Genomic DNA, 21,625 nt, shown 5'->3' with positions numbered 1-21,625 from the left:
TACTTTGCACTGATTTCATTATGCTTTTCGCAGCGAAAAAAGTCAAGCTGTTTTACTCCTGCCAGATCCGAAAATCCACATGAAAATATACATCCTTCCCATACACCGGCACAAGTACATCACTGCTTCCATACTGTGCCTGCCGAAGTTCATACCCGCTATAATCGAACGATGCCTTCACTGTGACCCCTGCCTCGGAAATCGTAAAATCACTGCATTGATCCCCATATTCTTTCACCTGCCTGTAAAGACGTGAAGGCGGGGAAGGCAGCAGGTTGTACTCTTCCTGCGCACAAATATAGGAAAGCGATGCCAGCGCCATCAGATCTCCATACACCGGAATTTCCACGTTCTCATCTTTATATTCGGAAGAAAATGAAATTTCTGTCAAAGCACCATCCTTTTCCGTAAATTGAAGTTCGGGAAGCTCCGGATAATCCACTCCTGTGCCAACGATATACGGTTTTCCGGACATCTTTTCCCAATCACCGTCCTGATTCAGCAGCTTCCTGGAATCGCCAAGCGGGGGTAAAAACTCCGGAAGATTCAGCTGATGGTCAATCTGATAAAATTTCTGCATATCGTTGAAATTCTCGGCATACTGTGCTGCCGTGATATTTCCTCTGTTCCGCGGCAGCGCACCTGCCTGCCACACCAAAAAATTCAGGATGTCAAGTACACTCAGTACCAGAACTGCAGCGGCTGCCTTCCACCTCATATGCCGTTCATCCAATGTGAGAACAGTCTCTTCCTCCCACTCAAGAATCTCTCCTTTTTTACAGTCCCTATAAGAAAGGTACTCTCGAATGAGCCCATAAACCGGAATATAGAATCCCAGTCCTCTTTTTAATACGATCCCGGTTCTGTCATAAGCCTCTCTCCATGTAAGCCGTGCACCGCTTTCTGCCGACACTCGAAAACCAAACAGAAATTTCCCGGGTGTCGTACCAAATCTTGAAAGCATGACAGGCTCTGCCATAAGAAGCAAAACAGACTGCATTATGATCCCTATGACTGCAAATGCCCATCCTGTTTGTCTGATATTCATATGAAAACCAAGCGCCAGAATCAGATTCCAGAAAATCAGATAGATTGCTTCATCAATCAGTCTGGCAAAATACCGTTTCCAGGGCGCTGTTACCTTTGGAAGTGAGTCTGCTTCTAACTCCGCCGGAATTTCTGAAGGCGCCTTGTTCAGAAAATTAAAATAATGCTCCGCATCAAAACTTTCATAAGCTGCCCGATCTTTGCACATCTGCTCGCAGATCGCTTTTGACTGTTCCAGATCCTTCTGTTCTTTTTTCAATGTCCTTAAATGTATAAGAAGAACATCTGTCAGCTCACTTTCTTTCTCACTTAAGGACCGGATCTCTTCCAGGCCGAGATGAACCGTCCGAAGCAGCCGGATCCGTTTCAATATATCCACATCCTGTTCCGTATAATTACGGTAACCATTTGAATCCCTCTGCGGCGTGATGAGTCCTTCTTTTTCATAAAACCGGATATTCGCCCGCGTCATATTGGACAGTTCTTCCACTTCTTTGATCGTCATCGGCATAATCCTCCCCTGATATGATATTTAATTATAAGGGGTAAAGGGACTTTACAGTCAAGCGATAGTTATGATTTATAGAAAAAATACAGATTTCTCTGATTATTCCTTTCCATATACTACCATGTAAAGCGACCGGTCACAATGCGCACTTTTCATTGGACCGGCGGAAAACATTTGCCCGCTTTGATTGTACAAGGTATAATAGATGTAAAACGGATACTGATGACGAAAGCCATTGCTGAGTTTCCGGAAAACGATACTTATCTATGAGTAAAGGACTACAATATGCCAATCATACTTGACCATCAATTACAAGAACAGATACCACATGACAGTTCAACTTTCCCCATTACATTTTATTGCGATGAACTTGCCGATTTGCCAAACCGTGCGGGACCTGTGCACTGGCATCCCTACTTTGAGATTGCCACATCACAAAGCAGTGTTCTCGACTTTCAGGTGGGGCAAACCCATACGATTCTGGAACCGGGGGACAGTATTTTCATCAACCAGAATATGCTCCACGGAATTCGACAATTGTCAGGTGTGAAGCCGGATCGCTTTCCAAACATCGTTTTTTCCGGCACAGTGGTTGCCCCTGAGACCAGCACCATTTACCGGAAATACATCCGGCCGATTCTGGCTTGTAACTCTCTTCCCTTTGTTGTGTTCCGGCACGACAACGACCTGTGGGATGAGGTCCGCCAGTGGATTCGCACCACGTATTTCGCCATGCAGGAACAGCCCGATTGTTACGAAATGACGGTCCAGCGCAGCATCTGTTGTATATTGGAAACCATCTTTCGCAATTTTGATTCCCTGCCAAAATCCAACGCATCACGGGTACAACTGAACACCCAGATACGCCTCCAGAAAATGCTGTCTTATATTTATGAAAATTACGCCCAAAGGATTACCCTGGCAGATATCGCCGGTGCCGCCCATATCAGCCGAAGCGAAGCCGGCCGGTGTTTCCAGTCCTACCTGGGGTGTTCTCCGGTGGAAGCGCTTATTAAGTACCGCCTGCAAACAGCTAAGCGTTTACTGCACGAAACCACACTGACGTTGCAGGAGATCAGTTTTGCCTGCGGGTTTCATTCTGTAAATTACTTCAGCCGTCAATTTCGCAAAAGGTACGGATATTCACCGACAAACGCACGGATCGGGTAAATAATGCTTTTCCCTGACACTATAGTGCCTTTATCTTTGAATAATTTGATTATATAATACGTTTATTCGAGTCTAGAAAGGAGAGCTATCATGAAATTTCAATGTTTAAACAAAAACCTGATCAAACAGACGGAGGCAGATAAGTGATATGTCCGGGAATCGTAAATATCAAAAGACACTGGTGGCCTGCTATATGGGATTTGTCACTCAGGCTATCGCCGCCAACTTTGCACCGCTTCTGTTTTTGACCTTTCAACATACCTACGGGATCTCATTGGAAAAAATCGCTCTGATCCCGGTTGTGTTTTATCTGACCCAGTTGTTGGTTGACCTTGGAGCAACCAAGTTCGCCGACATAATCGGTTACCGTATCTGTGTGGTGATCTCTCAGGTCGTTTCCGCCGTAGGGCTTGTGTTGATGGCGTTTCTCCCGGAAGTTCTCCCTGTACCATTTCTGGGAATCCTCCTCGCGGTAGTATTTTATGCCATCGGCAGCGGCCTTGTAGAAGTGCTGGTGAGCCCGATTGTGGAAGCCTGCCCTTTTGAAAATAAGGATGGCGTGATGAGTTTGCTTCACTCTTTTTACTGCTGGGGTGCGGTGGGCGTAATCTTAGGTTCCACGCTCTTTTTTGCGATATTTGGCATTGAAAATTGGAAAATACTTACCTTACTCTGGGCACTGGTACCGTTGGTAAATGTCTTTCAGTTTCTCACTTGTCCGATAGAGCGTCTGGTGGAAGATGGCGAAAGTCTGCCTATTCGCAGACTGCTCCGTCTGCCATTGATATGGATGATGATTCTGCTGATGATTTGTTCCGGCGCATCCGAAGCATCGATGGCACAATGGGCGTCTGCATTTACAGAATCTGCTCTTGGTGTATCCAAAACCATTGGTGATTTGGCCGGCCCTTGCCTGTTCGCCGTTTTCATGGGAATTTCCCGTATGCTGTACGGCAAAATGAGCGAGAAACTGAACCTGACAAAAACCATGCTGCTGAGCGGATTATTGTGCGTGGCATGCTATTTGCTGGCCTCTCTTTCACCTGTCCCGATTCTTGGGCTGGCCGGATGTGCCATTTGTGGATTCAGTGTTGGTATTATGTGGCCTGGCACAATCAGCCTTTCTTCCCAAAAGTGTCCGCAAGGCGGCACCGCTATGTTCGCATTTTTAGCATTAGCAGGGGATTTTGGCGGTACAGTAAGCCCGGCGATAGTAGGGAAGTTCTCGGAACTGGCCGGCGGCAATCTGAAAGCAGGACTGCTGACCGCCACATTCTTTCCGATCCTTCTGGTAGCCTGTTTACTTGTTTTGAGCCGAAGGATGAAAAGTGCCATCCGGAAATAACCGGATGGCAAAATTTCAAAAAGAGATTTATTTTATATGCTCAATTTGGGTATGCCAAATGCCTGTCGTCAATTTTTTCTTGAACATGAAAACGCTATGTGCTATATTGTAAGTAGAAAAAGGAACAACCGCCCACAAAGTGGTTGACCTAATAACAAGGATTAACATAGAATTGCCACCTCATCACTCAGCCAAAGTTCCGGGGTGGTTTTTTCTATGCTTAAAACATTATCTGATAAACGTAAAAACGAATGTCAGCAATGCCAGAATGAACACAATGCACATTTTTAATCAGGAAACTATTTTTCGGACGCCTTGATTTTCCGGCATAATTTCACGACAGTTTCTACATGCACCGTCATCGGAAACATATCCGCCGGCCGTACTTTTTTCAATTCATACCCGTTCTCACACAGATACTTTAGATCCCTTGCCAGTGTTGCGGAATCACAGCTCACATATACGATCCGGTCCGGTTCCATGTTTACCATCGTCTCAAGCAACGTCTCATCGCATCCTTTTCTCGGCGGATCCACCACAATCACATCCGCATGAGCACGGCTGCCCGGATTTGACTCTTCATACTTTCTATAATAGTCCGGCAGCACTTCTTCTGCTTTTCCAACGTAAAATTCGGCATTTGTAATGCCATTGATCTCTGCATTTTTTCTGGCATCTTCAATCGCCTGTGGAATAATCTCAACTCCGTAAACCTGTTTTGCTTTTTGGGCAAGGAAAAGCGAAATCGTTCCAATTCCACAGTAAAGATCCCATACGGTCTCCTGCCCGGTCAGTCCTGCGTATTCACAGGCCAGCCCGTAAAGAACTTCTGTCTGCACCGGATTCACCTGGTAGAAAGAAAGTGGTGAAATCTGATATTTGATTTCTCCGATATAATCTGTAATATACTCCTGTCCCCAGAGAAGCCGGATCTCTTTTCCCATAATGACATTGGTATTTTCACAATTAATGTTCATCGTAATGCTGGTCATTCCCGGAAGCTTTGTCAGTCGTTCTGTCAGTATCTCCACATGAGGGATCCGGATTCCGTTTACAATCAGACAGACCATGATTTCGCCTGTCTTAAATCCACTTCGGATCAGAACATGGCGGAACAGCCCTGTTCCCGTTCCTTCATCGTAGGCAGTAACATGAAATTCTTTCATAAATTCAAGGACAATGTTAAGGACTTCGGTGTTGATCTCCTTGCCAAGTGCACAAACCGTGTTTGGAATAATCTGGTGGGTCCGTCCTGCATAAAAGCCGGCTACCGGATTCCCGTCCCTGTCAGTTCCGATCGGATACTGTGCTTTATTCCTATAATGAAATGGTTCCTCCATTCCACAGATCGGCTCCATAACAGCATCAAGCAGTGTGCTTTCAAATCCACCGATCCGTTCCAGATTATTCCGGACTTTCCGCTCCTTGAATTTCAGCTGTTCCTCGTAAGCCATCTCCTGAACCTGGCATCCCCCGCACCGTCTTGCCACCGGGCATTTTGCCTCTTTCCTCTTTTCAGACGGCTTGAGGATTTTCATCAGCCTGGCATAACCGTAATTCTTTTTCAGCTTTGTAATTCTTGCCTGAATCACATCGCCGACGACCGCATCTTTTACAAAAAAGGTCATCCCTTCGGCTTTCCCGATTCCTTCTCCTCCTACTCCGATATCTTCTATTGTCAGTGTCACAAAATCATTTTTCTTCATTGATTCTTCCCCTTTTGTGCCATAATACACAGTTCTATTATCTACCGCCCATTATACCCGACTTTCCGCATGTATACAAGAAAAAGCAGAACCGGTGTCCTTCTAATCCGGGGCTCCGGTTCTGCTTCTCTTACTTCCCTCTATGACAAACTTGATTTTCTTAAGTTTGACTCAAACAGTCTGTTATATCCGATCCACTCTGTCGTATTTTTATCCTTAAACAGCTCTTTCATCGTCTGCATCTTGGCATCTGTCATATCAGCAAGATTGAGTGCCATGGCCTCTGCAAGTGCAGGCTTTTTCGGAGAACCATATTCCAGTTCTCCGTGATGCGCAAGAATGCAGTGTTTCAACTCACTTGCAAGCTTTGGCGGAAATCCCGGTATTGTACGGATTGCGTCATCCAGCATTTCCACACCAATAATAATATGTCCAAGAAGCTGCCCGTCATCTGTGTAATCATTTTCCGGAAATGCAGACAGTTCCTTTGTCTTTCCAATATCATGATACATCGCCGCCGCATACAGGAGATCTCCACTCAGGAAATCATATGCTGCAAGATAATAGCGGCAGAGATTCAAAATACTCAACGTATGTTCCAGCAGGCCCCCGCAGAACCCGTGATGGACGCTCTTGGCCGCGGAATGATTTTTAAACTTCCGGATAAATTCCTCGTCTTTCACAAAATAATACTCTACAGCCTGTTTCAGATACGGATTCTTGATCATCTCCGCAAATTCAAGGAGCTCTTTGTACATTTCTTCCACATCCCGTTCACTGGTCGGCATGTAGTCTGCCAGAATATATTCATCTTCCTGTGCTCTCCTGAGCTGTTTGATGTTGAGCTGCAGATTGTTGTTATAAGTCGTCACTTCGCCGACAATCTCCACGAAGTCTTTTTCATCATAGTCCGCAATTCCGTTGGAATTCGGATCCCAGATTTTTCCGTCCAGTGTGCCGGTTTTATCCTGCAGAATCAGGTTGTCATATGGCTTCCCATTTCTGGTCTCTGCACTTCTTTTTGATTTGCATAAATAAATGGCACGAATGGTTTCTCCTTCATGCAGTTCTTTGATATATCTCATTTTTTTCCTCTTTCTAAATTCTTTATTCTGCTCCGGCAAGCGTCACGTCAAATTGTACATCCACATATCCATCAGATCCTCTCCGCTGTCCTTCGATCGTAATCTGACGTCCCGGCCGGTAATCCATAAGCCCCTCTTTGAGCCCTTTTAAAGTATAGATCTTGGTATCCCCGATCGCTGTAATAATGTCTCCACTCTGAATTCCTGCCTGCATGGCCGGTGAATCCGGCATGACGGAACTTACATAGACACCTTTCGGCATATCCTGGCTGTCTGCAATGGCATCTGATACTTCCGTTCCGTTGACACCAAGACAGGCCGCGGAAACCCCGTTGGAAAGAAGTTCAATTTCTTCTTTCAATTCCGATATTGCAAAGGCGGTAATGACACCTTGCGAGCCTTCTTCTCCCGCATCAATCAGCCCGATAATCTCTCCGCTTAAATCTACCAGCACACCGCTTGCTCCGTCCACGCGCACCATGTCCGTCTCAATCATCTGATACTGTCCATCGCAGAGATACTGCTGGCTTTCTGTTCCGCTGATCGTTCCGAAGCTTACTCCACCTTCCGAACCAAACGGAGATCCCAATGCGATCACCGGATCTCCGGCGGACACAAGATTGGAATTTCCAAGCGCCGCCACTGCTGCCTGCAACACGGTGTTCTGAGAAAGGCGCGACTTCTCAACCGCATAGACTGCAATTCCCAGATTCCTGTCCTGCTGTTTTAAAGAAGCCGGCACCTCGTTGCCATCGTAGAATGTAGCTGTCACTGTCTTGCCGCTCTCAAAGATACTGTCTCCTGTCAGGATCAGAAGCTCCACTCCATTGTCTGCCACAATGATTCCGGAACGGCTCTGGCTTACGCCGGCTGTCTGGCCGTCCCCGGAAGCCGGTACAGTCCCTTTGATCACAACAACACTTTTCTCCACAGTATCAGCGATCTGGTTCATCTCATCTATCATCTGCTGATAATTTTCAATCGTCAGTGATGGAACAGCGGCCTGCCCGTCTTCTGATTCAGTCTCATCTTCCTCCTCCGTCTGCTCATCCTGCGGAATCGTCACATTTGTCCTCGTATTTCCGATATGCTCATCTACCCATGGTTTGGCCACAACAAACCCAACACACGCCATAAGTCCGAAAATCAGTCCCAGGCCCGCGACCCTCAGAATCTTTAATGCCACCACCCGCTTATCCACCGGGGGTTTTTTGATCGTTTCCTTCAAAAAAGAATAGGAGTCTTTTTCTTCCTTCTTCTCATCATCATCTTGAAATTGGGCAGACATCGTATTTCTCCTTTTTAATCCCTTTTTATAGTATACCGTAACACCTCCCAATGTTCAATATTTAACCTTTTTTTCTCCTTTATTTTAGAAGGCAAATAGGGTAAAATGATATTTGACAAAGTATGTATAGACAGGGGATTTTCATGAATACGAAAACATTACGTAAATTAGAATATGATAAAATTATACAGCTCCTCGCAGATCATGCCGCATCGGAAAGCGGAAAAGAGCGCTGCCTCAGTCTTCTTCCCCAGACGGACTTGTCTGTGATTGAGCAAATGCAGGAAGAGACCGCCGCAGCGTTTACCCGGATCGTCAAGAAGGGAATGCCCTCCTTCGGAGGATGTGTCCCGGTGGAAGCGTCGTTAAAGCGTCTGGATCTGGGGGCTTCACTCAGTGCCGCCGAGCTTCTTGCCATCGGGCGTCTGCTGGAATGTGCGGGACAGGCGAAGGCGTACGGCCGGCATGATACGGTCGATGAGGTGCCGGACTGTCTGGATTCTTATTTCCAGCGTCTGGAGCCGGTATCCAGAGCCGCGTCCGAGATACGGCGCTGTATTCTGGAAGAAGATGTAATTGCTGATGACGCCAGCAGTAATCTTTTAAAGATCCGCCGCAGCATTCAGGCATCAGGCGGCAGGATTCACTCCACCTTGAACAGTATGGTAAACGGTTCCATGCGTAATTATCTGCAGGACGCCATTGTAACCATGCGTGGAGACCGGTACTGTCTCCCGGTCAAGGCCGAATACCGCAGTCAGGTCAAAGGGATGATCCACGACCAGTCCTCCACCGGCTCTACCTTATTTATCGAACCGATGGCGGTCGTAAAACTGAATAATGATCTGATGGAGCTTCATGCAAGGGAGCAGGAGGAGATTCAGGTAATTCTTGCAAATTTAAGCACAATGGCTGCGGAACACAGCGATGAGATCCGCGTCGATTATGAAATGCTGACAAATCTGGATTTCATTTTTGCAAGAGGAAGCTTTGCCGTTGATTTAAACGGTTCCCGCCCGGTATTCAATCAGGAAGGGCGGATTCATATCCGCGAAGGACGGCATCCGCTCCTTGACAAGGCCAGAGTGGTACCGACCACGATCCGCCTCGGTGACGAGTTTGATCTTCTGATTGTCACGGGGCCGAATACCGGCGGAAAGACCGTCTCTTTGAAGACAACCGGACTGTTTACTCTTATGGGTCAGGCGGGACTTCACATTCCGGCGCTTGACCGGTCGGAGCTTTCAGTCTTCACAGAGGTGTATGCAGATATCGGAGATGAACAGAGTATTGAGCAGAGTCTTAGTACCTTCTCTTCCCATATGACGAATATCGTTTCTTTTCTGGAACAGGTCGATGAGCGTTCTCTCGTCCTGTTCGATGAGCTTGGCGCCGGGACAGACCCGACAGAGGGAGCAGCCCTTGCCATTGCTATTCTCTCAAGCCTCCACAGACGTGGAATCCGCACGATGGCTACCACACACTACAGTGAGCTGAAAGTTTTTGCGCTCACCACCGAAGGTGTAGAAAATGCCTGCTGTGAGTTTGATGTGGAGACCCTCCGCCCGACATATCATCTGCTCATTGGAATTCCGGGGAAAAGTAATGCATTTGCCATCTCAAAGAAGCTCGGTCTTTCAGATGAGATTATTGAAGAGGCCCGGACGCACCTGAGTGATCAGGAAGAGTCCTTTGAAGAGCTGTTAAGCGATCTGGAACACAGCCGCCGTACAATCGAAAAGGAGCAGGCGGAGATTCAGGCTTACAAAGAGGAACTGGAAATGCTCCGCAAACGTACAAAAGAAAAACAGGAAAAGCTGGATGCCCAGAGAGACCGGATCATTCGGGAAGCCAATGAAAAGGCCGGTCGTATCCTTCAGAGCGCAAAAGATTATGCGGATGAAACTATGCGTAATTTCCGCAAATTCGGAAAGGAAAATATTTCTGCATCCGAGATGGAAAAAGAGCGTGAAAAACTGCGCCAGAAGATGGCAAAGACCTCTTCTTCCGTTTCTCTGGAAAAGGCAAAACCAAAGAAGGCTTATAAGCCGTCCGACTTTAAACTTGGCACCGCCGTCAAGGTGCTCAGCATGAATCTGACCGGAACAGTGCATACCCTGCCGGATGCCAGAGGAAATGTGGAAGTGCAGATGGGAATTCTCCGGTCCAAGGTTCCGATCACTGATCTGGATATCATTGACGAACCGGTTTCCTATGTTTCCAAACAGACACGCCGCACTTCATCCGGAAAGATGAAGATGGGCAAATCACTGAGCGTGAGCCCGGAGATCAATCTGATCGGCCGGACGACAGATGAAGCGGTAGCTCTTCTGGACAAATATCTGGATGATGCTTATCTGGCACATATCAGTCCGGTCCGTGTCGTACACGGAAAAGGAACCGGCGCACTCCGCAATGCTGTCCACCAGTATTTAAAGAGACAGAAACATGTCAAGTCCTACCGTCTCGGCGCTTTTGGCGAAGGAGACGCAGGAGTTACTATCGTTGAATTCAAATAGGGAGGAAGTTATGACTACAAAACAGAAAATTTTAATCGTAGACGATGATGAAAATATTGCCGAATTGATCAGTCTTTATCTGACCAAGGAATGTTTTGATACCCGTATGGTCTATGACGGAGAGGCGGCGTTAAAGGCTTTCGATTCTTATCAGCCGAATCTGATCCTTCTTGACCTGATGCTGCCGGGCATTGACGGTTATCAGGTCTGCCGCGAAATCCGCTCCAGATCCAATGTACCGATCATCATGCTTTCAGCCAAAGGAGAAGTCTTTGATAAGGTGCTCGGACTGGAACTTGGTGCGGATGATTATATCATCAAGCCGTTTGATTCCAAGGAGCTTGTGGCCCGTGTCAAGGCTGTGCTCCGCCGTTACCAGCCGGCAAAGCCGGAAAGTCCGGACCCGTCAAAGGGAAAATGTGTCGAATATCCGGGAATTTCCATCAATCTTACCAACTACTCCGTAGTTGTCGATGGACAGCGCGTGGATATGCCGCCAAAGGAGCTTGAACTTTTATATTTTCTTGCCGCTTCCCCGAATCAGGTCTTTACAAGAGAGCAGCTTCTTGATCAGATCTGGGGATATGAATACATCGGGGATACCCGTACCGTGGACGTCCATATCAAGCGTCTCCGTGAGAAAATCAAAGATCACAGCGGGTGGGGCCTCAGCACTGTCTGGGGAATCGGATACAAATTTGAGGTAAAATAAACAATGCACAGCAATCTCTACCTGAAATTTATCATATTGTATATTATTTTCGGTTTTTTAAGCCTTTTCACAGCTGCCACACTTGGAGCACAGCTTATTCTCGATACCATCCGTGACGAGGATGCATCCAGGCTGTACCGGGAAGCAACCATTCTGGCAACCGACTACCTTACTGATTATTATTCGAAAGAGACTACCGCTTCTTCGACGAGGGCAATGCTGAACGGAGTAAATGTCTATCTGGAAGCGGATCTCTGGCTTACGGATACAGAGGGAAATGTATTATTGTCCGTTTCCTCCTCCGGCTCCGCCATAGTTCCGGAGCAGATCCGTGACTTTGATCCGGCGGAATCCGGAGGTGAACAGTATCTGACCGGCGATTATCATGGATATTATTCAGAAGAAGTTCTTACCATGATTGTCCCGGTAACAGAAGGATTTTCCACAAAAGGATATCTTATCGTACATAAGCCGGTCTCCTATTTCGAGGATCAGCAGCACAGCATCATGCATTCCGTTTATATCACTCTGGCTGTCATTTATCTGCTTTCGTTTACAATCTTCCTCGGTATTCATCTGATTATTTATCTGCCTCTGCGCAAGATTACGGAAGCTGCCAAACAGTACGCCTCAGGGAATCTGGACTATGAGATCCCGGTAAATTCCCAGGACGAAATCGGATATCTTTCCGCTTCGCTGAACTATATGTCCGCTCATCTCAAAGATATGGAGGATTATCAGAAAAAATTTGTTGCCAATGTGTCGCATGATTTTCGATCCCCTCTGACTTCCATCAAGGGATATGTGGAGGCAATTGCCGATGGTACAATCCCGGTGGAGCTTCAGAGTAAATATCTGGGTATTATTCTCTTTGAAACGGAACGTCTGACAGACCTGACACGGGATCTTCTGACGCTTAATGAATTTGATACAAAGGAGCTTCTTCTGAACAAGGAATCCTTCGATCTCCATGAAATGATCAAGCAGGTAGCTGCCTCCTTTGAAGGAGCCTGCACATCCAGGAAAATATCCATCGAACTCCTGCTTGCTTCCAGGGTCCTCTACGTCCATGCTGATCACAGCAAGATCCAGCAGGTACTTTACAATCTGCTGGATAACGCCATCAAATTCAGCAATCCACAGTCTACAGTCACAGTGGAGACAACGGAGCGGGGAGAGAAAGTTTTTGTTTCTGTTAAAGATTATGGAATCGGTATTCCGAAAGAAGATCTCAGTAAGATCTGGGAACGTTTCTACAAAAGCGATCTTTCCCGCGGAAAAGACAAAAAAGGAACCGGCCTTGGTCTTTCCATAGTCCGCGAGATTATTCAGGCACATAATGAAAATATCAATGTTATCAGTACGGAAGGAGTCGGAACGGAATTTATCTTTTCCCTCCCGAAGTCAGATAGCGGAAAATAAGTTTTCGTCACAAATTTATACCAAAAAAACGGGCGGATCCCTTCTCCTTCAAAGGAATCTGCCCGTTTTATTGTTCGGTTTCCGCTTTATATTTTAAGAATTAGTACAGCATGTTTTTGATTGCTGTCTCTTCCATATTGTCCTGTGTTACCCATGCATAGCCGGTATCGACGTTTGCCTCATTTGCCATATCAAGCGCCGATCTTGCTGCAGCTACTACTGTAGCATAGCCCATACCGTATGGATTCTGTACGATCAATCCATCGACCTTGCCGTCCTCGAGCGCCTCTGTCAGTGTCTCTCCTCCATCGAATCCAATCAGCCGGATGTCATCACTCTCTGATGCTTCACATGCGTCAATCAGCATCTTGGTCGTCTCTTCATTGGCTCCAATGCATCCTTTTGCATTAGGGTGCTCCGCCAGAATCTGCTGAATCACCTCTTCGTCTGTCACATCCTCTGCTGCTTTGCCAAGTTTCTCAGCGGTTCCCTCTTTCATGCTGTTCAGCTCGTCCATGTAATAGATACCGGACACCGTAATGTTCGGGTACTGTGACTGGAACTGGCTGATCATTCCTGCCTCTCTTTGCTTGGCAGAACCGGAAATATTATCCTGAATGAAAAGAAGTACTTCTCCCTGCTCATTTAACAGCCCCGCCATCTTATCTGCCGCTGTAGCACCTGCCTCCTGATTGTTCGTGGAAACAAGCATAAGCCCCGGATAATCACTTGGAGAATCCATCCCGACAACCGGAATATTATTTTCCGTAGCCAGGTCAAACTGTACCTCACATGCAGTCTTATCTATCACTGCAATGCCGACAGCAACCGGATAACGGTCCAGCTCTTCATCCAGAATATTAATCTGCTCGTCCACATCTCCTTCATGTCCCGGAGCATTATATGTTACCTTGATTTCATCTCTTCCACTGTATCCCAGGGCTTCGTTCAGTTGGTCCACAGCATCTTCAGCCCCGCGTTTTACTTCATCCCAATATTCGGAATCTTCAGATTTCCCGATGATGGAGATATAACTTCCTTTCTCCAGATTCAGACCTTCTACCGTGCTGTAAGCCTGCGGCTGAATCATGTTAAGTTTTGTCTGATCTGCTGACTCTTCTTCTTCCTGACCGAGTACCACGCTATCTTTATCGGACGTACCCTTCCCTGCACAGGCTGCCGTTGAAACTGCCGCGCAGAGCATGACTGCCATGACTGCGATCTTTTTTTTCATCGTTCTTTCTCCTGTTAATTGAAATTTACTACCCTACACTATACACCAATTTCAGGGAAAAAGCATAAAGTTTTTCTTAATTTTTCTCGCTGCTCCCGCTGAATATTTCTTTTGTACTAAATTAAAACCACGAATTTGCTTGTATAATGAATTTTTTTGTATTAAAATAAAATCACCATATAACATGGAATGTTTAGAATAAAGGAGGATACATACTATGGCACATGTAATTAGTGATGAATGTGTAAGCTGTGGAGCTTGCGAAGCAGAATGCCCGGTTGGCGCTATTTCTCAGGGAGCAGATCATTATGAAATCGATCCGTCTGCTTGCGTAGATTGTGGTGCTTGTGCAGCACAGTGCCCGACAGGTGCTATCTCCGCTGAATAATTTCAGTTTGTCGAATACTTTTGAATGCATGAATGAAAATGCCGTCATCCATTTGGTTTTGGGTGGCGGTATTTTTTCCCTGTTTCTTTTTCCACCGCCTCCTTTCGCCGGAATCCGCCATGCCTTCCGGGGTTCCTGTCCGAATCCGTCGAGAAGTTTTTCGGAATTCTTCCCCACAATATGTTATGATAGAAGTGCAGCAAAAGTGTATAAAAAAATTAACAGGGGGTTGTTGTATGGGCGAGGTTCAGTATATGATTTCAGAAGCTGCCAAGCGCACGGGCGTGGACGAGCACCTGCTCCTCTACTGGGAAAAGAATTTATCTCTTCCGTGCGGCCGGACTGAAAACGGGCATCGTTACTATACAGACGAAGACATACGGCTGTTTGGCTGTATCAAAGAACTACTAGAACAAGGTATCCGGATCGGAGATTTAAAGGAAGTCATCCCGGATATTTTACATACGAAAGAGGCTTTGCAGAAAAGAGTAAAGGAAGAGACACCGGAATCCCTTCTGGCGTCCGTCCTGCGCTCTGTACTGGCGGAAAACAATCCGATCCTCGAAAAACAGATCAGTGAGACGATCACAAAACAGGTATCCCAGAATATGAGTTTCCTGCTCCAGGCGAAAGAACGCCAGGAAGAAGAACGCTACAGAAACCTGGATCAGCTGATCCGCCAGCAGCAGCTCTACCGGAAAGAGAGTGTCAGGACCGCTCCGTCCCGCTTCTTCCACAGACTGCTCGGTGAAGCCTGAATCTATAAATGCTGCCACACGGTAAGAACTCTGTTTGCTCTTACATGTGGCAGCATTTTTATCGGTCATCCTTCCGAAGGAAGTTTGCAAATTTGGTATAATTCGGAAGCCATGTCAGCTCCACGGTTCCAATCGGGCCGTTTCTCTGTTTTGCGATGATGATTTCCGCAATGTTCGGCCGGTCTGTATCTTTATGATAGTAGTCGTCACGGTAGATAAACATAACCACGTCGGCATCCTGCTCGATCGCTCCGGATTCCCGAAGGTCAGAGAGCATCGGCCTGTGGTCCGGTCTCTGTTCCACGGCACGGCTCAGCTGTGACAGTGCAATCACCGGAACATTCAGCTCACGGGCGAGTGCTTTCAGTGAACGTGAGATATCGGAAATCTCCTGCTGTCTTGACTCGCTTCGGCCTCCCACACTTCCGCTCATCAACTGAAGATAGTCGATGATAATCAGTTCCAGATTGTGTTCCAGCTTATACTTTCTGCATTTGGAACGCATCTCGGAAATGGAGATACCAGGCGTATCGTCGATGATCAGATTGGAGCGCCCGATGATGCCGGCTCCTTCAATCAGCTTTTCCCAGTCCGTATCTTTGAGATTTCCGGTACGTAGCGACTGGGAATCAACCTGGGATTCCAGAGCGAACAGACGGTTTACCAGCTGTTCCTTTGACATCTCCAGACTGAAGATCGCCACTGTCTTCTCCACTTTAAACGCAACATGCTGCGCAATATTCAGTACGAATGCCGTCTTTCCCATGGACGGTCTCGCCGCCACAAGAATCAGATCCGACGGCTGCAGTCCCGACATCTTATAGTCAAGATCAATAAATCCTGTCGGAATACCGGTTACGGTTCCTTTACTCTTGGATGCTTTTTCGATCTTGTCGAGGGCATTTAAAACTACCTGGCGGATCGGAACATAATCTCCGGTATTTCTCTTCTGAATCAGCTCAAAGACATCTTTCTCCGTCTTCTCCAGAATTCCTTCCAGCGGTTCTTTTGCCAGATAGCATGTATTGGCAATGCCTTCTGTCAGCCGGATCAGCTTTCTTAGCATTGACTTTTCCGCCACGATATCCGCATAATATTTGACATTGGCGGAGGTGGAAACCGATGTCAGAAGCTCACGCACGAATTCCAGGCTCTGGATTTCTTCGGGCACGTCTTTCTCCCGGAGTCTGTCCTGAAGCGTAATCAGATCTACCGGCTTCCCTTCATTGTAAAGCTCTACAATGGAATTGAATACCACACCGTAGGTGGTCTGATAAAAATCTTCTCCGCTGATGATCTCGGATGCCGTCATGATCGCTTCTTTGTCCATCAGCATCGCTCCCACAACAGACTGCTCCGCCTCGATGCTGTGCGGCAGGACTCTCTTAATCAAAGCCTCTTCCATCTTGAATTCCTCCCGTCATCTTGCTCTCCAGGCGATCGGCCTATTCTTCCTGAACAGATACTTTCAGTTCAGCAGTCACTTTTGTATGAAGTCTGACCGGAATCCGGTGCATGCCAAGTGACTTCACCGGCTCTTTCATCTGAATCTTTTTCTTATCAATGTCATATCCCAGCTGCTCCTTGACTGCTGCCGCGATTTCCTTGGAAGATACGGAGCCAAATGTCTTTCCGCCTTCTCCCGTTTTCATCTTCAGTACTACTTTTTTATCTTCTGCCTCGATTTCCTTTTTCAGGGCTTCCGCTGCTTCCAGCTGCTCCTGTGCAATCTTGGCATCATTCGCTTTTTTCAGTTTCAGGTCGTTTAAGTTCTTGCTTGTTGCTTCCACTCCCTGTTTTTTCTTCAGGATGACATTCCGTGCGTAGCCGTCACTGACTTCCACGATCTCACCCTTTTTCCCAAGTGACTTGATATCTTCCAGTAAAATTACTTTCATACTGTGATGTCTCCTCCTTCAATCATATCATCGATGACCTGTTTGAGCGTTTCGATGTCGCCCTCCAGATCCGTATTTTCAAACTGAGCGCCGGCAGTATTGATATGTCCGCCGCCGCCGATCCGCTCCATGATGATCTGGACATTGATCTCATCAATCGAACGCGCGCTCACATAAACTTTTCCGTGATATTCTGTCAGAACAAAGGCTGCCTTTACCTGACTGATATTCAGAAGCTCGTTGGCCGCCTGCGCTCCTACAATCGTCGGACTCTCAATATCTTCTCCTGCTCCTTTTGCAATAATAAAGCATTCTCTGTAGATCTCAGCCTGACCGATAATCGCTGCCTTTGCCCGGTATGCTGCCAGATCATCCCTGAAAATCTTATGTACATGTGTAATATCCGCGCCGCTTCTTCTCAGGAATGCCGCCGCCTCAAAGGTACGGACGCCGGTCCGGTTCGTAAAGTTGTTCGTATCAATCATGATCCCTGCGTAAATGCAGTTTGCCTCGATCGGGTCGAGCTTGATATCGTCCGAAATATACTGCAGAACTTCCGCTACCATCTCGCATGTGGATGACGCATACGGCTCAATATAGGAAAGCACCGCGTTCTCAATTACCTTGCTGCCCTGCCTGTGATGATCAAGCACCGCAACCGTCTTCACCATTCCAAGAAGCTCTTCACACTCCGTAATCGGAGGCTTATTTACGTCCACGACAACAACCATTGTATTATCATCCACAAGCCTCAGCGCTTCCTGGGAACTGACAAACATATCCTCCGGATAGTGGTCATTTTCCATGAACTCATTATAAAGCGGTCTCAAAGATACCGTAATCTCATTGATTACAATATGCGCCTTCTTTTCCAGACTTTCCGCAACCTTGTAAATTCCGATTGCCGCGCCAAAAGAGTCTGAATCTCCAAGCTTATGTCCCATGATCAGCACCTGATCCTTGGCAATCATGAACTCTCTGAGCGCCTCTGCCTTTACTCTTGCCTTTACTCTTGTGTTTTTCGACATCTGCTCACGCTTGCCGCCGTAGTACTTGATACCGTCCTGGTCTTTAATGACCGCCTGATCCCCGCCTCTTGCAAGCGCAAGATCGATCGCCACACGGGCATAGTTATAGCTCTGTCCATAGGTGTCTTCGCTGAAGCCAAGACCGATACTGAGTGTCGCCGGAATCTTGTTCCCGACACTGATTTCTTTTACATCATCGAGAATGGAAAAATGGTCTTCCTCCATTTTGTGGAAATAAAAGTTTTTTACAATAATGAAATAGCGGTCTTTTTCAAGCTTCTTGACAATTCCATCCATCCTTGCCACATACTGGTTGATCTTACGGTCAATCAGCGCAATCAGCAGGGACTGCCTTACTTCCTCGACACTTTCGATAACCTCGTCATAGTTATCAATATAGATCAGTCCTGCCACCAGTTTCTGGTCTTCAATCTCAGCGACAGCCTGATTCAGGTCTGTAATATCATTCATATAGAGGGTAACAAAATACTCTTTCCCCTCCGGCAGTTCAAGAATCGGTTCTTTCTGGCTGAATCCGGATACCGGAACCTTCCGCAGATCCACTGAGTAATCCCGTCCCATATAGGTGACTTCAAGCCGTACCGTCTCCTTTTCCTCTTTTGGGAATACGCTCCTGTTAAGTTCCGGAATATACTTGCTCAAGTAGGTACCCGGTCTTAGTCCAGGTCCGATCACTTCGGCAAACTGGCTGTTCCCCCACAGTATCTTTCCATCATCCATCAGGATGGCATATGGAATCGACAACTCTCTGAGCAGAATGTCCTGTACCCCGCCGTACTGAGTGGCAAACTCCACAAGCTCTGCCATAAGCAGGGACCTGTTATAAAAATACAGGATAAACGCAATAATCGCATAGACGATGACGAATGCACTCATCAGAAAACCTGCACTTTGATCAACCATGTAAATCCAGATATTCATGGCAATCAGGAGAATCGTCATAATCGCCGGCCATTGCATATACAACTTCAACTGGCCTTTAAAATGAATAGTTCCTTTTTTGTTCATCTCTACGTCCTCAAATCCAAAAGTTGCAAGGTTTATTATACCACTTTTCAGCGCTTTTTTAAAGCGGTTTATCCGTTTTGGATCTCCTGAACGGATCAGGAGACATTTTCAAGAAGCATTTCAACGAATGCTACCGCATTCTCTTTATGTTTTGCATTTTCCATGACACAGACATAAGCCGGTTCGTAGGAAACCCCCATTTTTTCTGTCATGTAGTCATTCTTCTCAAGGACTAACGCATCCCCCTGTACTTTTCCGCCCGCAAGTGCTTCCTCCGAAAGCAGTTCTTCCAGATTCACGAAGCCATTCTGATCATTATACTGTTCATAAACTTCCTCTGTGCAGATCAGAACATCGACCGATTCCGCACCAATGAGTGTGGACAGGGCAACATTGCTGTTGTAATCATCTGCCGATCCGCTTAAGTTGGAATTGATCTCCACCGTCTCTTTGCTGCTCCCTGTACCAAGGAGATCTTTGACATCCTCTTCAAGATCTGTCAATTCCGTGCCTGTTCCGCCCGTGATTGTCAGATTCAGCAGCACTTCACGGGTAATTCCCTGATACATGGTGACTCCCAGATAAATAACAACTCCGATAATCACCGGTATCAGAAAAATAATTTTATAGTACATCCACAAATATTCAATTTTCTCTTTCAGCGTCATCTGCCGCATTTTTTCCGCTTCAAATTTCCGTTTTTCTTTTCCGCTCATCTGACGCTCGTACTTTCTGTCCAGCATGATGTTTCCTCCTGTTGTTGTATTCTATTATTATGATGAATATTCGTCAATATGGCAAGTGAATTTTTTGTGTATCTGGTCTATTTTGTTGATTTTTACCTGTTTTTTCGCTATACTGTGTTTTAACGGTCCGCCCATGGCGGGATCAATAAGGAGGTTATTATGAGTCGTTTGTTTAGTCTGGAAAATCCTTTTATGCAGTTTCTTTCCAAAGTCTGCGACATGTTGATTCTGAACGTTGTCTTTATCTTCAGCTGTGTTCCTCTGTTTACAATCGGAGCATCCTTAAGTGCCTTGAATACAATCGCGCTGAAACTGGTCCGCCGGGAAGAGCCTTACATTGTCAAAGGATTTTTCAAAGCTTTTGCAGCAAATTTTAAACAGAGCACCATTGTGTGGCTCCTCAGCGTTGCTGTATTTCTGTTTTTCCGTTATGATTATATAATTGCAGCCTCAGTGGGTGGCACCATGTTCCGGGTGATTCAGCTGCTGCTTTTGATGATTATCCTTGTATTTGCAGCAGCGTTTTTGTATGTATTCCCGATTATCTCGCATTACATCTGTACGACAAAGCAGGCTGTCCGAAATGCGTTTTTGATGAGTATCGGCCATCTTCCATATACTCTCATCATGTTCGCTTACTTTGCACTGATCGGATTTTTACTTACTGCTTCTACGACCACTTTTGGCCTTGTTATCGCCATCAGCATGATCTGCGGTTTTTCCGTGACTGCCTACATGTGCTGCATTTTATTCAACCGCATCTTTAAAAAATACGATCCGGAAGAGGAAAAAGAGGCAGCAGAATAAACTTGTCCATTGTAAAAAGCCAGAGCAGGATTTCCCTCTCTGGCTTTCGCTTTCTTCTTCACATTTTTAAAGAATCGTACCTCCGCCCGATGACTGTATCTGCACGCCAAATCCCAGGATTCTCTGCACAATCTCCCACATTCCTCCCAGAATCGTACTGTTTGCATTCATAAGCGGACGGCTTAAGACACCGCTCACAAGGAGGATCAATAGAATCAGGGAACGGTACGGCCGGATTCTCTGATAAAAGTACCCGACTCTCGGCACCAGCTGTTCCAGTACATTGGATCCGTCAAGCGGCGGAAACGGAATCAGGTTGAAGACTCCAAGTCCGGTATTCATCACCGCAGAATAATAGCAGAGAAGATATAACACCTGCATCAGTTCCGAATTTGCGTCTCCAAAACGAATAATCAGGCCGCTTAACAGAACCGACAAAAACGCCAGAATAAAATTCATCACCGGTCCGGCAAGGGATACCAAAATAATCCCCTGTCGCCTGTTTTTGTAATATCTTGTGTTAATCCTTACAGGCTTTGCCCAGCCCATATGGAAGAAGATCAGACACAGTGTTCCGACCGGATCCAGATGCCTGAGCGGATTCAGGCTCATACGCCCGTCGGCTCTCGGTGTCGGATCTCCCAGGCGTTCCGACATCCAGCCATGTGCAAACTCATGGGCAGTAATCGCAATCAGCAGTACCGGTGCCATATATAAAATATATCTTATTTGCTGCAGGTAATAATTGAGATACATTGATCACATTCCTTTCCATTCTTACATATATTCTTTGATTCTAGCATATATGACACAATTATCAACCGGCACAATGTAAAATTTTTCTAAATTGTGCTAAAATCCTGTCTTTGACAGTTATTGGAAGAAAAAATCGCTGTATCCCTTGTGTTTACTGGGCTACAGCGATTTTTGTCGTT

The 21,625-nt window shown here is 46.4% G+C and carries 18 protein-coding genes; 8 read left to right on the top strand and 10 right to left on the bottom strand.

Features of this window, described 5'->3' with window-relative positions:
* Nucleotides 1-52: 52 nt before the first annotated feature.
* The gene (locus FGQ85_RS14475; RefSeq protein ID WP_171027982.1) at nucleotides 53-1,552 is read right to left on the bottom strand and encodes a MerR family transcriptional regulator; all 1,500 of its coding nucleotides are present in this window, start codon (nucleotides 1,550-1,552) and stop codon (nucleotides 53-55) included.
* A 288-nt stretch (nucleotides 1,553-1,840) separates the two neighbouring features.
* Here FGQ85_RS14475 and FGQ85_RS14470 point away from each other — a divergent pair, with 288 nt between their 5' ends.
* Together FGQ85_RS14470 and FGQ85_RS14465 are read left to right on the top strand one after the other, a co-directional pair.
* Complete coding sequence (locus FGQ85_RS14470; RefSeq protein WP_087166766.1) at nucleotides 1,841-2,725, top strand: AraC family transcriptional regulator; 885 nt, start codon at nucleotides 1,841-1,843, stop codon at nucleotides 2,723-2,725.
* A gap of 148 nt (nucleotides 2,726-2,873) precedes the next feature.
* Nucleotides 2,874-4,070 (top strand): MFS transporter, encoded by a 1,197-nt coding sequence (locus FGQ85_RS14465; RefSeq protein ID WP_138373805.1) that lies wholly within the window; start codon nucleotides 2,874-2,876, stop codon nucleotides 4,068-4,070.
* Between the two features lie 299 nt (nucleotides 4,071-4,369).
* Here the strand turns inward: FGQ85_RS14465 and rlmD are convergent, their stop codons facing one another.
* From rlmD to FGQ85_RS14450, 3 genes are all read right to left on the bottom strand, one after another.
* Nucleotides 4,370-5,776: a 23S rRNA (uracil(1939)-C(5))-methyltransferase RlmD gene (rlmD, locus tag FGQ85_RS14460; RefSeq protein ID WP_138373804.1), complete on the bottom strand. Its 1,407-nt coding sequence runs from the start codon at nucleotides 5,774-5,776 to the stop codon at nucleotides 4,370-4,372.
* Nucleotides 5,777-5,916: 140 nt separating this feature from the next.
* Entirely contained in the window at nucleotides 5,917-6,861 is a 945-nt protein-coding gene (locus tag FGQ85_RS14455) for an HD domain-containing protein (protein ID WP_138373803.1), read from the bottom strand.
* Nucleotides 6,862-6,883: 22 nt separating this feature from the next.
* The gene (locus tag FGQ85_RS14450; RefSeq protein WP_138373802.1) at nucleotides 6,884-8,149 is read right to left on the bottom strand and encodes a trypsin-like peptidase domain-containing protein; all 1,266 of its coding nucleotides are present in this window, start codon (nucleotides 8,147-8,149) and stop codon (nucleotides 6,884-6,886) included.
* 143 nt (nucleotides 8,150-8,292) lie between these two features.
* Here FGQ85_RS14450 and FGQ85_RS14445 point away from each other — a divergent pair, with 143 nt between their 5' ends.
* Genes FGQ85_RS14445 through FGQ85_RS14435 form a run of 3 tightly spaced genes read left to right on the top strand, consistent with a single transcriptional unit; the run spans nucleotide 8,293 to nucleotide 12,802 of the window.
* Nucleotides 8,293-10,668 carry an endonuclease MutS2 gene (locus tag FGQ85_RS14445; RefSeq protein ID WP_138373801.1) on the top strand — a complete coding sequence of 792 codons (2,376 nt, stop codon included), beginning with the start codon at nucleotides 8,293-8,295 and terminating at the stop codon, nucleotides 10,666-10,668.
* 10 nt (nucleotides 10,669-10,678) lie between these two features.
* Nucleotides 10,679-11,380: a response regulator transcription factor gene (locus tag FGQ85_RS14440; protein ID WP_087166700.1), complete on the top strand. Its 702-nt coding sequence runs from the start codon at nucleotides 10,679-10,681 to the stop codon at nucleotides 11,378-11,380.
* A gap of 3 nt (nucleotides 11,381-11,383) precedes the next feature.
* Nucleotides 11,384-12,802 (top strand): HAMP domain-containing sensor histidine kinase, encoded by a 1,419-nt coding sequence (locus tag FGQ85_RS14435; RefSeq protein ID WP_087166699.1) that lies wholly within the window; start codon nucleotides 11,384-11,386, stop codon nucleotides 12,800-12,802.
* A 100-nt stretch (nucleotides 12,803-12,902) separates the two neighbouring features.
* Here FGQ85_RS14435 and FGQ85_RS14430 read toward each other — a convergent pair whose 3' ends face one another.
* Nucleotides 12,903-14,036, bottom strand: coding sequence for a substrate-binding domain-containing protein (locus FGQ85_RS14430; protein ID WP_138373800.1), 1,134 nt, complete (start codon nucleotides 14,034-14,036; stop codon nucleotides 12,903-12,905).
* A gap of 217 nt (nucleotides 14,037-14,253) precedes the next feature.
* Here FGQ85_RS14430 and FGQ85_RS14425 point away from each other — a divergent pair, with 217 nt between their 5' ends.
* Both FGQ85_RS14425 and FGQ85_RS14420 read left to right on the top strand, forming a co-directional pair.
* Complete coding sequence (locus FGQ85_RS14425) at nucleotides 14,254-14,424, top strand: 4Fe-4S binding protein (protein WP_087166697.1); 171 nt, start codon at nucleotides 14,254-14,256, stop codon at nucleotides 14,422-14,424.
* A 236-nt stretch (nucleotides 14,425-14,660) separates the two neighbouring features.
* Nucleotides 14,661-15,182, top strand: a complete 522-nt coding sequence (locus FGQ85_RS14420) for a helix-turn-helix domain-containing protein (RefSeq protein ID WP_087251782.1) — start codon at nucleotides 14,661-14,663, stop codon at nucleotides 15,180-15,182.
* 58 nt (nucleotides 15,183-15,240) lie between these two features.
* On the opposite strand, the gene dnaB is transcribed toward FGQ85_RS14420, so the two are convergent.
* The 4 genes from dnaB to FGQ85_RS14400 all read right to left on the bottom strand — a co-directional run bounded on the left by dnaB (nucleotide 15,241) and on the right by FGQ85_RS14400 (nucleotide 19,880).
* Nucleotides 15,241-16,587, bottom strand: a complete 1,347-nt coding sequence (gene dnaB / locus FGQ85_RS14415) for a replicative DNA helicase (RefSeq protein ID WP_087166695.1) — start codon at nucleotides 16,585-16,587, stop codon at nucleotides 15,241-15,243.
* A gap of 40 nt (nucleotides 16,588-16,627) precedes the next feature.
* Nucleotides 16,628-17,080, bottom strand: coding sequence for a 50S ribosomal protein L9 (rplI, locus tag FGQ85_RS14410; RefSeq protein ID WP_087166694.1), 453 nt, complete (start codon nucleotides 17,078-17,080; stop codon nucleotides 16,628-16,630).
* Nucleotides 17,077-19,137, bottom strand: a complete 2,061-nt coding sequence (locus tag FGQ85_RS14405; RefSeq protein WP_138373799.1) for a DHH family phosphoesterase — start codon at nucleotides 19,135-19,137, stop codon at nucleotides 17,077-17,079. Before FGQ85_RS14405 ends, rplI begins: the two co-directional genes overlap by 4 nt.
* 95 nt (nucleotides 19,138-19,232) lie before the next feature.
* Nucleotides 19,233-19,880, bottom strand: a complete 648-nt coding sequence (locus tag FGQ85_RS14400) for a hypothetical protein (protein ID WP_138373798.1) — start codon at nucleotides 19,878-19,880, stop codon at nucleotides 19,233-19,235.
* A 162-nt stretch (nucleotides 19,881-20,042) separates the two neighbouring features.
* Here FGQ85_RS14400 and FGQ85_RS14395 point away from each other — a divergent pair, with 162 nt between their 5' ends.
* Entirely contained in the window at nucleotides 20,043-20,690 is a 648-nt protein-coding gene (locus FGQ85_RS14395; protein WP_087166691.1) for a DUF624 domain-containing protein, read from the top strand.
* 66 nt (nucleotides 20,691-20,756) lie between these two features.
* On the opposite strand, the gene FGQ85_RS14390 is transcribed toward FGQ85_RS14395, so the two are convergent.
* On the bottom strand, nucleotides 20,757-21,401 hold the full coding sequence (locus tag FGQ85_RS14390) for a site-2 protease family protein (protein WP_243128577.1): 645 nt from the start codon (nucleotides 21,399-21,401) through the stop codon (nucleotides 20,757-20,759).
* Nucleotides 21,402-21,625: the final 224 nt, after the last annotated feature.

This window comes from Pseudoflavonifractor sp. BSD2780061688st1 E11 (genome assembly GCF_005844125.1).
GTDB lineage: Bacteria > Bacillota > Clostridia > Lachnospirales > Lachnospiraceae > Sellimonas > Sellimonas catena.
The sequence above is the reverse complement of the archived record's forward strand: the minus strand, read 5'-3'. Positions and strand labels throughout refer to the sequence as shown.